Below are 13,075 nucleotides of genomic sequence, written 5' to 3' on the forward strand. Positions count from 1 at the left end.
TTAAAATTAGTATATAATACTTTGGAGAAAGATACTATTTTATTGTATTAAGGAACATTATCAATGAATAAATTACTTCTTCAAAAAATGATTCAAAAAGCACTTAAGCAGTATCAAGTCGAAAGCAACATGCTTTCTTCCAATGATATAAATGAATTGTCTACCAAAATAATCAATCTAAAAAAACGACATCCTACATATAAGCTTTATGATATTGTTCAAGATGTTGTTTATGGTTATGTTACAGATTCACCTTATTTTTAGTGTGTTTATTTTTTATTCAAGATACCACCCACTAACTTATCAGCAATCCCTGGAAATAAATTATATAACACACTTCCCCAGTTCATCCAAACAGGAAGATTCAATTCACGTTTTGGGTGAATGATTAATTTTGTTACTTTATCTGCTACTTTTTCGGACGATAGCATATACTTTTGAACATTTTTGACATAGTTTCCAGATTTGTCTGCAGTAGTAAAAAAGGCCGTTTCGATTGGTCCTGGATTTACAGCAGAAATTTTGATATGGAATGGAGAAACTTCCATTCTTAAACTATTTGTAAAACCTAAAACAGCGTGCTTTGTCGCAGCATAGGCACTCGATTTAGGTGTGGCTAATTTACCTGCCTGTGATGCGACATTGATGATATGCCCACTGTTTTTTTCTAACATAGAAGGCAAAACTTCTTTTGTACAAGCTATAACCCCCATCACATTCACTTGAAACATATGATCAATATCCGTCATAGTGGCTTCATGCACCATATCAAATATGCCAAAACCTGCGTTATTCAGCAAGACATGGATAAAATCGACCTCTTGATATATTTTCGCAAATACTTCTTTTACTTGGTTCGTATTGCTAACATCTAAAGAAAAATAAATAGCTTTAACGGGAAATTGATTATTTATTTTCTCGCAAATAGAAGCAAGCTTATCTTCTGATCGAGCAAGAAGAATGGGACGAGCTCCCAAGCTAGCTACTTTTAAAGCAATTTTCGCTCCTATGCCAGATGAAGCACCTGTAATGACAATGTTCTTTCCATTTAATTCCTTCATCATTCACCTCAAAAAAGCGCAAACATATAGAAAAAATGCTGCGCACTATTTTTATTAATAGCAAATACTATGTTAAAATATTATAATCTATATTTAGTCTCTTGGTCTTCACGTTCTTGATAAGAGAAATTTTCATAACTATTTTTGCATAGAAGATAAAAAATAACAACCTAGCTCTTTACGCTTCTTTTTTCAAACAAACAAAATAGCGTCTCATATTCTTAGGGATACCTTTCATCTCAAACACGCCTGCATATACAAGGTGGCGAATCCGATATTCAAGAAAGTCAGGATCGATGTAAAGATTCTCTTCCTCTATCGTTTTCCAAATAAGCTGACTAGCCATTATGTATTCTATTCTTTCCTTCGCATTCATTCTTTTCCATACTTTCAAAATTGTTTGATCATAATAACCCAGATTTACCGGTATAATCTCTTGATTTTCCCATATTCGTAAAAGCTCATCAGCGTTTGTTATTGATAGCCACTCCATTCCAAATCTTTGTTTTTGATTTGTTGTAATAACATAACTGCTATCAATATGTTCAAATATAGATTGTAATATCCCGCTTTTTATTTCTGCAGTATTTGCCACTAACTTTTCAGTTGGTGCTATTTTTTCAAGGGCTTCCGATGTGTTGATAATGGAAATGGAATTAGGTTTTTTTTCCAACATAAAGATAAAAAATCTTAATGCTAACTGTTCTTCGATATTATTCCCACACCAGATATAGACGGGTCTTTCGTCATTGATTTCATCTAAACTATTTATTTTATTAGCTAGTGCAATCATGTATGGATTTTTGTCCTCAAATTCCCGATTTATGTTTTCGAAAATCCATTCAGACCGTTCTCTTTGGCCATAATGCTCATCAAGTTGACGAATTGGACCATACATAAAGGCTGCATCTAAGCCGATTACTTCGATATTCTCATTAAGGTCCATAGTTAATCTACTTGCAATATGTTGTGAGGCAACTAAATGAATCGCTTTCTTCTCTTTCACTGTCTCTCTCTTCTTTTGTTTTTTGATTACTTTATTAATAGGTGTAACTAATTCTTTTAAACTCTCTTCATCTAAAAATAATCCAGTACCTACAACTGCTTCGCTACTTTCATGTTCAAAATCTTGAAACGCTTGTTTATTTTTAATTTCATATAGAGCAGAATGGTTTGTGGTCTTTAAGTCATGTAAAGTAATATATGTATGTGACTCGATTTTGTAACTATAAATGAGATGATCATCTATCAAAAAATATACATAAGAACCGTTTGTTCTACTCTTCATTAGCAATCTCCTTATTTAAATTTACTTAGTTAAATTATACATTTTTGTAGCTAATTTTCCTACTACACAAATTTTCTATTGACAGACAAGCCCTCCATCTTGCATAATCAAATAAATTTATAAAATGAATGCGATGATTAAGAATAGTAGATGGTAATGGCTTGCAAGAGAGTGAAGTTCCTAAGGCTGAAAAACTACATCAATGTCCATTTCGTTACACCTACTTAGGAGTAGTTGGGCAAACCCAAACGTAATCCGTCGATACCGGTGAAGAGTTGTATAAACATGCCATTTGCTGTTTATATGGAAACTAAGGTGGTACCACGGAAAAAACCTTTCGTCCTTTCTTTTGGATGAGAGGTTTTTCTTGTTTCATAGTAACTGTAATTATTATAAAAAGGAGGAAAGAAAATGAACAATCTTGCTATCATTGGAGCTGGTTCCATGAGCGAAGCATTAATTTCCGGAATAGTTTCAAGCAAAATAATCGAACCAACCGCTATAACTGTCACAAATCGTGGGAATGTCAAAAGACTTACTGAATTACAGGAGCGTTATGGCATTCATTACTCCTTCAACTTAGAAAAAATCATTCCAGAAGCAGATGTCATCATTCTCGCAATGAAACCGAAAGATGTAAAGGAGGCAATTGCTCAATGGAAGGATTATCTCTCGGAAAAAACCCTTCTAATTTCTGTTCTCGCTGGTGTTAGTATGGACAGCCTACAACGATTAATCGGCACAGAAGTTCCAATTGCCCGAGCGATGCCAAACACATCGGCAACAGTTGGCAAATCTGCTACTGGAATTTCCTTCAACCCCTTTGTAGTAGACGAGCAAAAACAATTCGTCCATGAGATGTTTGAGACTGTTGGCTTCGTTACATTTGTGGAGGAAGAACAATTAGATGCAATAACTGGGCTCTCAGGAAGCGGTCCCGCATATATCTATTACTTAGTAGAAGCAATGGAGAAAGGTGGTCTTACAATCGGGCTAGATCGTGATGTAGCTAATGCATTAATTGTACAAACTTTACTTGGTGCTGCTGAAATGATCGCAAAATCATCTAAAACGCCTCTAGAGCTCCGTAAAAATGTGACAAGTCCTGGAGGAACAACGGAAGCAGGAATAAGAATACTAGAGGAATTTGATGTGCAAAAAGCTTTTATTACATGTATTCAAGAAGCAACTGTCCAATCGAAACGAATGGGAAAAGCACTTACGGACGATTTGAAGCTTCCTAAATAAAGGAAAGTAATCATTTCCCACCTATTTTTGTGCATTTCATATGCTTAAATCTTATTACTGGTGTTTAAGACACAGTGGGATAAATAGTGACTATCACTCTAATGTATTCATACAATACCAAAGGCTGTTGGCTTCAATGTGACAACAGCCTTTTTTCCTTCTAAATATCAAACTCTGAAAAATCTTCTGCAATATATGTATTAGGAAATATGCCTCTTGCTTCTCTCAATAGCTGTATAGTTAACGATTGGTCATATCTTGCACTAATATGGGTTAATAGCAGACAATCAACATTAGCCCTTTTCGCTGTTTCGGCAGCTTGTACAGTTGTGGAATGATAATATTCGGTGGCAATAGAAGCTTCTTTTTCAGAAAATGTTGCTTCATGAACCAATATTTTTGCTTCTTTAGCTAATACTTCTGCAGCATTACACGTTCTTGTATCCCCTAAAATAGTAATAATTCTTCCTTTAATATTCGGCCCAAGAAAAGTTTGACTGCTTATGACTGTACCATCATCAAGCTTGAGGTCTTCTCCATCTTTAATTTTTTTATAAATAGGTCCTGGTTTTATCCCATATTCCAATAATTTGACGGTATCTAACTTTCCTGGGCGATCCTTTTCGATTACACGATAGCCAAAGCTTGTTACACCATGCTCTAATATTTTTGCTTCTACCATAAAATCATCGTCTTCAAAGATTACGCCTTCTTCTATCTCCACGACTCGTAGCTCATATTTTAAGTATGTCTGACTAACAGCAAGACTTATTTGTATATAGTCCCTAATTCCTTTTGGTCCATATACTGTCAATGGTGTTTCTCCGCCTTGAAAAGATCTACTCGAAAGAAAGCCTGGCAATCCATAGATGTGATCTCCATGTAAATGGGTAATAAACACCTTCTCCACTCTTCTTGGTTTTATACTAGTATGTAAAATTTGATGCTGTGTTGCTTCTCCACAATCAAATAGCCAAATACTACCCTTTTCTTCTAAAAGCTTTAAAGCAATTGCTGAAACATTTCTCGATTTAGCCGGAATCCCTGCACCAGTTCCTAAAAATTGCAATTTCATGTTTACTCGATAATCCCCTTTCATTTTTCTTCGTTGTACCTAATCCTGCTGTATAAATAAAACCGTATCATTAAATACTAAATCAGAATAGTTGCCTTAAGTATACTTTACAGCTGATGGAATATCCAAATTCCTAAATCTTTTAACTAGTAACTTTTGCTAATCTATTGTAATATCATGTTGGATGAATGAAAAATTTCTGCTGAAAATACAAATAGTAAAAATATTTGCAAAAATTACAAACAAATGTGTTGCCTTATCCTTCAGAAAAAGATAAAATTTTATAACTGTATAGGTACATGTCTTATTTTAAGAAAAATGTACTTTTGTAAAGCAGCAATTTAAAAATTTTCATACATATATAAATGAAATGAGGTACAAGAAAGTGAATGAAAAACAAACATCAAATGCACTTATTATGATCTTCGGAGCTACAGGAGATTTAGCCAATAGAAAGCTTTTTCCATCTCTTTATCGATTGTATAAAAAAGGTAAATTAGCAAATTTCGCCGTGGTAGGTGTAGGAAGAAGAACGTTAACACAAGAACAGTTCAAACAAAATGTTGTTAACTCTGTGTCTGAAGCCATTGCGGGTTCTAAAAATGATGACTTAGAGACATTCGCTTCTTATTTCTGCTATCATTCTCATGATGTTACAGATTCAAGCTCTTATGCGGAGCTAAAAAACATCGCAGATGAATTAGATGTCAAATATAGCTTAAACGGCAATCGTGTATTTTATTTAGCAATGGCACCAGAATTCTTCGGACCAATTGCGATTCATTTAAATCAGGATGGATTAACGGATGTAAAAGGATATAAACGTTTAATCATTGAAAAACCATTTGGACATGACTTAGAATCCGCTAAAGAACTGAATGAGCAAATCCGTACTGCTTTTTCTGAAGATGAAGTATATCGAATTGACCATTACTTAGGAAAAGCAATGGTTCAAAATATTGAAACGATTCGTTTTTCTAATGCGATTTTTGAAAACCTGTGGAACAACCGTTATATCAGCAATATTCAAGTAACCTCAAGTGAAGTACTTGGAGTGGAAGAACGTGGTAGATATTATGAAACAAGTGGCGCACTTCGTGATATGGTTCAAAACCATATGCTACAGATGGTTGCCCTTCTTGCAATGGAACCGCCAATTAAACTTACTCCAGATGAAATTCGCTCAGAGAAAGTAAAAGTTTTCCGTGCAATGCGTCCAATTGAAGTAGAGGAAATGGACAAATACTTTGTAAGAGGACAATACGGCAAAGGATTAGTAGAAGATTTAGAAGTACCAAGCTACCGTGAAGAACAAATGGTTGATCCTAATTCCAATACTGAAACTTTTGTAGCTGGTAAAGTAATGATCGATAACTTCCGTTGGGCTGGCGTTCCATTCTATATCCGTACAGGAAAAAGATTAGAAAGCAAATCAACAAAGATTGTTGTTCAATTTAAAGATATCCCAATGAATCTATATAATCGACCTGATCAAGAGATCACACCAAACCTTCTTGTCATTCATATTCAACCAGAAGAAGGAATCACTTTGCATTTAAATGCTAAAAAAGCAGGACAAAACATGGAAGCAACACCTATTAAACTGAGCTATGCAAATACAGGAATTGCAGGAATAAATACACCAGAAGCCTATGAGAAACTAATTGATGACAGCCTTCACGGTGATGCTACAAACTTTACCCATTGGGATGAAGTTGCGTTATCTTGGAGCTACGTAGATAAAATTTCACAAGCGTGGGAACAAACTCCTTCTACTCAATTCCCAAATTATGCATCAGGGACAATGGGACCAAAAGAGGCAGATGAGTTATTAGAAAAAGATGGCTTCTTCTGGTGGCCGGTCAATCAATTTGAAGTAGATGTTTGCTAAGTAAAACTTTTTCTAGAAACTTTTAAAAAACGTGAATCCTCATTTGAATTCACGTTTTTTTGCTTATCAAAAATGGAATAATAGGAGCTCCTGATGAAAAAAATAAAATTTGCCTTTACTATTTTGCTAGTATTTCTCATATATAATTTACTTGTTTATTACATTGGCTGGAATGGTTATGTATGGCTTAAATCCTTTCAACTGACACCCTACCCAGCTTTCTATATTGGAGCTATTATCCTTTTTTCCTATGCGTATTTTATTAGTCACTTCCTTAAATCAATTACGATCTTTAAAATAATTGGTGCCTATTGGCTAGCTATTTTTGAATATGGACTAATCCTTTTTCCCCTAGCCAATATTAGCTGGTTTATCTTAAAGATGTTGATGGATCCGATGGATGCGACCATAATCATAGGTACTATCACTGCATCCTTACTCTTATTTTTACTTGTTTTTGGAACATATAATGCTTATTCGCCAATTATTAGAACATATAAACTTACTGTAGAAAAAAAACAAGCAAAAAGAGACACTCTACGCATCGCTATGGCTTCTGATATGCACTTTGGCACTTTATCTGGGAAAAGTCATTTAAATCGGCTAGTAACGCAAATAAACAGCCTACAGCCTGATTTAATATTATTACCTGGCGATATCATTGATGACGACCCAATTCCTTTTATGAAAAAGAAGATGGGAGAGCAATTGAAACAATTACATGCTCCATTAGGTATTTATGGTGTATTAGGCAATCACGAGTATTATGGAAAAATGATACCTACGTTTATTAAAGAAATGAACCGCATTGGCATTCACATCTTAATGGATGAAAAAATCACAATCGACGAAACTATTCGTCTAATTGGTAGAAAAGATAAAACAGATAAAGATAGGCTTTCCATTCCTGCACTATTAGAAAATGAGAGCAACCGCCTTCCAATCATCATGATGGATCACCAGCCAGATGAGCTTGAAGCTGCCATGAATGATGGAATTGACGTCATTTTATCAGGACATACACACAGAGGACAAATGGCACCAAATCATCTTATAACTAGAAGAGTATTTGAATTAGATTGGGGATACAAACAAAAGAAGCAACTTCATGCCATTGTTTCCTCCGGCTTTGGATTCTGGGGACCACCAATTAGAATTGGCAGTAGATCAGAGATCGTTTCTATTGAAATTAAATTTACTTAAAACGAGTTAACTATTATTATTTTGAAAAAATAAACACTCTTGTATATGCTGCTGAAAAAATATAGCAGCATATTTTTTATAGTATTTTTTAATTTAAGTAGGTAGAAGAAATGATTGGGTGCGGAAAATTTCTATTTGATGATACGCTTGATGAACACACTTTTCTCTTTCCAGCTCGTCTTTTGGTTTTCATTCCCTTGATAAATGCCACTATACCCTCAACTTCCGCTATACCCCTTTTATCATTCCCCTAATTTATGCACCTTCACCGTTGATATATCATTCAGTTTATTTAATCCCAACAAAAAAAACACACCACAATTAAAAGTGTGATGTGTTTTAACATATTTCTTATTTTTCCATCCAGTTTGTATGGAAAATTCCTTCTTTATCAAGACGCTCATATGTGTGTGCACCGAAGTAGTCACGTTGCGCTTGTAATAAGTTTGCTGGTAAAGTTGCTGTACGGTAGCTATCAAAGTATGATAATGCTGCTGCAAAGCTTGGTACAGGAATACCGTTTAAGACAGCACCAGAAATTACTTCACGTAATGCTGCTTGATAGTTTTCAGTGATTTCACTGAAGTATGGATCCAATAATAGGTTTTTCAATTCTGGATCACGGTCATATGCATCTTTAATTTTTTGTAAGAATTGAGCACGAATAATACAACCACCACGGAAAATCATAGCGATTTCTCCATAGTTTAAGTTCCAATCGTATTCGTCAGATGCTTCTCTCATTTGTGCAAAACCTTGTGCATATGAAACAATCTTACTTAAGTAAAGTGCTTTACGAACAGATTCGATATATGCTGCTTTATCGCCTGTAAATGGTTTGATTTCTGGACCTGTAAGTACTTTACTTGCTTTTACACGTTCGTCTTTCATTGCTGAAATAAAACGAGCAAATACAGATTCTGTAATCATTGGAAGTGGAACACCTAAATCTAGGGCACTTTGGCTTGTCCATTTACCAGTTCCTTTTTGACCAGCAGTATCTAAAATTAGATCTACTAAAGGCTTACCTGTTTCTTCATCTATTTTAGTGAAGATGTCTGCAGTAATTTCGATTAGGTAGCTATCAAGCTCTCCTTTATTCCATTCTGCAAATACTTCATGAAGTTCTTGCGCTTCTAATCCTAGAACATGCTTCATGATAAAGTATGCTTCACAGATTAATTGCATATCTCCATACTCTATACCGTTGTGGACCATTTTAACATAATGGCCAGCACCATCTGGACCGATATAAGTAGTACAAGGCTCATCATTAACTTTTGCAGAGATATCACGGAAAATAGGAGCAACCAATTCATATGCTTCTTTTTGACCACCAGGCATGATAGAAGGACCTTTTAAAGCGCCTTCTTCTCCACCAGAAACGCCTGTACCAATAAAGTGAATACCAAGTTCACTTAATTCTTTGTTACGTCTTTGTGTATCTTTAAAGAATGTGTTACCACCATCGATAACAATATCCCCTTTATCTAATAAAGGTTTTAATTGCTCGATTGTAGCGTCTGTAGCTGGACCTGCTTTTACCATTAGCATAATTTTACGTGGAACTTCTAAAGATTGTACAAATTCTTCTAACGTATATGTTCCAACAATATTCTTGCCTTCTGATTCTTTAAGCATTTCTTCTGTTTTTTCTTTTGAACGGTTGAAAACGGAAACAGTATATCCTCTGCTTTCGATGTTCATCGCAAGGTTTTTGCCCATGACCGCTAAACCGATTACACCAAATTGCTGTTTTGTCATTTTTTCCTAACGTCCCTTCTAAACTATGTATCCTTTATAGTAGAATTCACTTAACTTTAGCAAGATTTTTTAAGTTATGCAACTAAAATGCAACTACTTTTCCGGTTTATTTCAAAAAAATTTTTTTATTAAAAATAACCGAACTAAAATTTCTTTCCTTGTAGAAAATCTTTATTGAAGCTAGTCAGTGTACCGATATTTTCTTCCTTTTTTGAAATATTATTTTTTTCAGATGCTGGTTCGATTATGGATGAGCCATATTTTTCTTTTAGCTTATCAATAGCAGTCCAGAGAGGTTCTTTTTCTGCGTCCTTTTCAAAAGAAAAGAGATCCAGTTGTTTTACTACAATATTATTGTCTATTAAATCTCCTGCTGTTATTCCGAGTAAGCGGACTGGATTTCCATCCCATGCTGAAATAAAAATCTCTTTGCTTAATTGATGTATCTCTTCTTCTGTTTTAATTGGATTTGCTAATTTTTTGCTTTTGGAATAATTTTTACGGTTTCCGTAACGAATCGTGACAGTAACATGATTAGCATGCACATGTTTTCTTTTCATACGCGTAGCAACTTTATTTGCTAGTGTTTCCAAAACTTGAAATAATTCTTGTTGATTCTTTACATCACGAGGCAAAGTAGTAGAATTCCCAATGCTTTTAAATTCATTAGCTGCTTCCGGATCGACTGCCCGGTTATCTTCTCCATTGGCTCTTTCCTTTAAGCGAATACCATTAATGCCTATTGTTGCTTTTAGTGGAATGGATTGAGCCATCGCCAAATCTTGAATGGTTTGGATACCAATTGCCCTTAGTTTTTCCCCTGTTTTTTTTCCTATACCATGCATTTCTTCTACTTCCATTGGCCAAAGGATTTGTGGAATGTCCCGCTTTCTTAAAATGGTGATACCCATCGGTTTTTTTAGATCAGATGCCGTTTTGGCGAGAAATTTATTTGGAGCAATCCCAATACTGCATGGTAAATCTAAGCGTTCATAAATTCGTTTCTGGATTGTTTTTGCAATGTAAATCGGGGTTCCTAACTCATGACAATTCGTAATATCAACATAGCCTTCGTCGATGGAAACTGGCTCAACGATATCCGAGAATTCATGGAGAATTTGAAACATGGCAAGGGATGCCGTTCGATAACGATCAAAATTTGGAGGTAAAACGATTAAATCCGGGCATTTCTTTTTTGCTTCCCATAAAGGCATGGTTGTTTTTACTCCAAATTTTCTTGCTTCATAGCTACAAGTGACGATTATACCTCTGCGCTCTTTTTCATTCCCCGCAATTGCCAGTGGTTTCCCCTTTAACTGTGGATTATAGGCCATTTCTACAGATGCATAAAAACTGTTCATATCTACATGTAGTATAACTCGTACCTTTTTTGGATAAAATTCTTTCATCTTACCTTCACCATTCTTTTGATCATTATAGATTATTTAATACATTTATCCTTCTGGAAGAAATTAAGCAGGCTGATTTTTCATATAGTCTTTAATTTCTCTTACCCCATCTAATGTTTCAATCAAAATAGTAGGGTCCAACATTAAAACCAAACGTTTTTCTAAATTAAGAACTCCTGTTATATATTCTGTTTTCTGATATGCAGAGATTCCGACCTCTTTAATAACCTCTTCTTTAATATCAATGATTTCCTTCGCGTCATGGACAATCATGGCAAAAGAAATATCCTCTGTTCTCACCACAATTAATTTATTTGTTTCATTTTCTTCTGTCCTTTGATTATATAATACCATCTGTAAATCAATAACAGGAATGAGCTCGTCTCTTACTTTTCTTATCCCTTTCACAAAGGAAGGCAATTGAGGAACAGGTGTAATTTGTTCTTCTTTCTCAATCGATATCACATAAGAAACATCTATTGAATATTCGCCGCTAGCAACTTTAAAAATAACAACCTTCTTCTCTTCCATCTATATTCCCCCAAAATTAGTATGTACAGTAGTATTTTCCTATAAAAATATTTTCCTCTGTTTTCTAAATAAATGCAAGTAAAATAGAAACATTTGTTTCGATATATATACAAAAAAAGAGTGAATCCTAAATTAGGACACACCCTTACATAACCTTGATTATTTACCTGTTACTTCTTCAATAATAGCTAGTACCATCTCAGCCAATTTATTTAATTCTTCAATTGGCATCTTTTCATTTGTTGTATGAATATCTTCATATCCTACCGCAAGATTAACTGTAGGAATGCCAAAACCGCAGATTACGTTGGCATCACTACCTCCGCCGCTTTGTTGTAATTCACAGCTTCTGCCAATTTTTGCAGCGGCTTTTTTAGCCACTTCCACGACATGGTCACCTTCACCGAATTTAAAACCTGGATACATTATATCCACTTCTACAATAGCTTCTCCACCCATTTCTTTAGCAGCTGACTCAAATGCATCCTTCATTTTAGCAACTTGTGCAAGCATTTTATCTTCTACTAATGAGCGTGCTTCTGCAAGAATATCTACATGGTCGCAAACGATATTTGTTTGTTTTCCTCCAGCGAAACTGCCGATATTGGCTGTTGTTTCTTTGTCTATACGACCTAAAGGCATTTTTGCTACCGCTTTAGAAGCAATCGTAATAGCAGAAACTCCCTTTTCAGGTGCCACGCCTGCATGAGCTGTTTTCCCTAGAATCGTTGCTTTGACTTTTGCTTGTGTTGGTGCAGCTACAACGATATTTCCTACTTTACCATCACTATCTAATGCGTAGCCGTATTTTGCTTGAATTAATTTTGGATCAAGTGCTTTTGCTCCTAATAATCCAGATTCTTCTCCTACTGTGATGATAAATTGAATGGTTCCATGAGGAATATTATTTTCTTTAATTACAGTAAGTATTTCAAGCATAACAGATAAACCAGTTTTATCATCTGCCCCAAGTATTGTCGTGCCATCTGTTACTATGTATCCATCTTTAATGGACGGTTTTACTCCAACTCCAGGAACTACTGTATCCATATGAGAGGTGAAGTAAATCGGATCAACATTTTCCTTTGTTGCCGGCAGTGTACAGATTAAATTACCTGCACCGTGACCTGTAATCGCAGTAGTATCATCCTCGAATACTTCTAAACCTAGCTCTTCAAATTTCTTTTTTAATACAATACTAATTTCTTTTTCAAACTTTGTTTCCGAATCAATTTGTACTAGTTCTAAAAATTGATTTAATAAACGCTCTTGATTAATCATTTTTTGTTCCTCCAAAAATTAGTGACATTATTAGTATACGCTTATAAAAATAGAACATCAAATGAAAATCACAGGGATAATTATTTTGATTTTCATGTAGATATGAAAATTTCGGACGGAATATCTACCTTTATTTTTAAGAATAGATCTGTATTTTTAAAGAGGCTGGGACAAATCTAAATAACTAATCTTTAAAGACGAACAATCTCTAATTTAGCTCTTAAATAAAGCTACTTTTTCATATTAGTTATTTATGGTTTTAAATATATTCAAGTGTAAAAACTAAGTCGTTCCATTGCGCTACAGACGGTCGATGCGCCGGGG

Annotated in this window: 11 protein-coding genes; 4 read left to right on the top strand and 7 right to left on the bottom strand. The window is 34.8% G+C overall.

The features are described 5' to 3' along the window. Window positions 1-63: 63 nt before the first annotated feature. Complete coding sequence (locus ACWNMZ_RS23705; RefSeq protein WP_031538386.1) at window positions 64-264, top strand: YqzH family protein; 201 nt, start codon at window positions 64-66, stop codon at window positions 262-264. Window positions 265-269: 5 nt separating this feature from the next. On the opposite strand, the gene ACWNMZ_RS23710 is transcribed toward ACWNMZ_RS23705, so the two are convergent. Further along, complete coding sequence (locus ACWNMZ_RS23710; RefSeq protein ID WP_031538387.1) at window positions 270-1,064, bottom strand: SDR family NAD(P)-dependent oxidoreductase; 795 nt, start codon at window positions 1,062-1,064, stop codon at window positions 270-272. 175 nt (window positions 1,065-1,239) lie between these two features. Continuing rightward, entirely contained in the window at window positions 1,240-2,349 is a 1,110-nt protein-coding gene (locus tag ACWNMZ_RS23715; RefSeq protein ID WP_031538388.1) for a DUF1835 domain-containing protein, read from the bottom strand. Between the two features lie 411 nt (window positions 2,350-2,760). Here ACWNMZ_RS23715 and proC point away from each other — a divergent pair, with 411 nt between their 5' ends. Then, a complete protein-coding gene (gene proC / locus ACWNMZ_RS23720; protein WP_031538390.1) occupies window positions 2,761-3,597 on the top strand; it encodes a pyrroline-5-carboxylate reductase in 837 nt (278 codons plus the stop codon). 160 nt (window positions 3,598-3,757) lie between these two features. On the opposite strand, the gene rnz is transcribed toward proC, so the two are convergent. Continuing rightward, window positions 3,758-4,672: a ribonuclease Z gene (gene rnz, locus ACWNMZ_RS23725; protein ID WP_031538391.1), complete on the bottom strand. Its 915-nt coding sequence runs from the start codon at window positions 4,670-4,672 to the stop codon at window positions 3,758-3,760. A 418-nt stretch (window positions 4,673-5,090) separates the two neighbouring features. Between rnz and zwf the strand changes: the two genes are divergently transcribed. Beyond that, complete coding sequence (gene zwf / locus ACWNMZ_RS23730; protein ID WP_031538393.1) at window positions 5,091-6,563, top strand: glucose-6-phosphate dehydrogenase; 1,473 nt, start codon at window positions 5,091-5,093, stop codon at window positions 6,561-6,563. Between the two features lie 93 nt (window positions 6,564-6,656). Further along, window positions 6,657-7,766: a metallophosphoesterase gene (locus ACWNMZ_RS23735; RefSeq protein ID WP_031538395.1), complete on the top strand. Its 1,110-nt coding sequence runs from the start codon at window positions 6,657-6,659 to the stop codon at window positions 7,764-7,766. A 351-nt stretch (window positions 7,767-8,117) separates the two neighbouring features. On the opposite strand, the gene gndA is transcribed toward ACWNMZ_RS23735, so the two are convergent. The 4 genes from gndA to ACWNMZ_RS23755 all read right to left on the bottom strand — a co-directional run bounded on the left by gndA (window position 8,118) and on the right by ACWNMZ_RS23755 (window position 12,751). Then, window positions 8,118-9,530 carry an NADP-dependent phosphogluconate dehydrogenase gene (gndA, locus tag ACWNMZ_RS23740; protein ID WP_048717795.1) on the bottom strand — a complete coding sequence of 471 codons (1,413 nt, stop codon included), beginning with the start codon at window positions 9,528-9,530 and terminating at the stop codon, window positions 8,118-8,120. Window positions 9,531-9,673: 143 nt separating this feature from the next. Continuing rightward, a complete protein-coding gene (locus ACWNMZ_RS23745; RefSeq protein ID WP_284561216.1) occupies window positions 9,674-10,939 on the bottom strand; it encodes a DNA polymerase IV in 1,266 nt (421 codons plus the stop codon). A 63-nt stretch (window positions 10,940-11,002) separates the two neighbouring features. Next, on the bottom strand, window positions 11,003-11,470 hold the full coding sequence (locus ACWNMZ_RS23750) for a chemotaxis protein CheW (RefSeq protein WP_048717790.1): 468 nt from the start codon (window positions 11,468-11,470) through the stop codon (window positions 11,003-11,005). A 159-nt stretch (window positions 11,471-11,629) separates the two neighbouring features. Further along, window positions 11,630-12,751, bottom strand: a complete 1,122-nt coding sequence (locus tag ACWNMZ_RS23755; RefSeq protein WP_048717788.1) for a tripeptidase T — start codon at window positions 12,749-12,751, stop codon at window positions 11,630-11,632. Window positions 12,752-13,075 lie beyond the last annotated feature (324 nt).

Source organism: Niallia sp. Marseille-Q9988, assembly GCF_976954375.1.

Excerpts from the sequence above, each read along its gene's own strand:
- ACWNMZ_RS23705 (WP_031538386.1), top strand. The coding sequence starts at position 64 with ATGAATAAATTACTTCTTCAAAAAATGATTCAAAAAGCACTTAAGCAG.
- ACWNMZ_RS23710 (WP_031538387.1), bottom strand. The coding sequence starts at position 1,064 with ATGATGAAGGAATTAAATGGAAAGAACATTGTCATTACAGGTGCTTCA.
- ACWNMZ_RS23715 (WP_031538388.1), bottom strand. The coding sequence starts at position 2,349 with ATGAAGAGTAGAACAAACGGTTCTTATGTATATTTTTTGATAGATGAT.
- proC (WP_031538390.1), top strand. The coding sequence starts at position 2,761 with ATGAACAATCTTGCTATCATTGGAGCTGGTTCCATGAGCGAAGCATTA.
- rnz (WP_031538391.1), bottom strand. The coding sequence starts at position 4,672 with ATGAAATTGCAATTTTTAGGAACTGGTGCAGGGATTCCGGCTAAATCG.
- zwf (WP_031538393.1), top strand. The coding sequence starts at position 5,091 with ATGATCTTCGGAGCTACAGGAGATTTAGCCAATAGAAAGCTTTTTCCA.
- ACWNMZ_RS23735 (WP_031538395.1), top strand. The coding sequence starts at position 6,657 with ATGAAAAAAATAAAATTTGCCTTTACTATTTTGCTAGTATTTCTCATA.
- gndA (WP_048717795.1), bottom strand. The coding sequence starts at position 9,530 with ATGACAAAACAGCAATTTGGTGTAATCGGTTTAGCGGTCATGGGCAAA.
- ACWNMZ_RS23745 (WP_284561216.1), bottom strand. The coding sequence starts at position 10,939 with ATGAAAGAATTTTATCCAAAAAAGGTACGAGTTATACTACATGTAGAT.
- ACWNMZ_RS23750 (WP_048717790.1), bottom strand. The coding sequence starts at position 11,470 with ATGGAAGAGAAGAAGGTTGTTATTTTTAAAGTTGCTAGCGGCGAATAT.
- ACWNMZ_RS23755 (WP_048717788.1), bottom strand. The coding sequence starts at position 12,751 with ATGATTAATCAAGAGCGTTTATTAAATCAATTTTTAGAACTAGTACAA.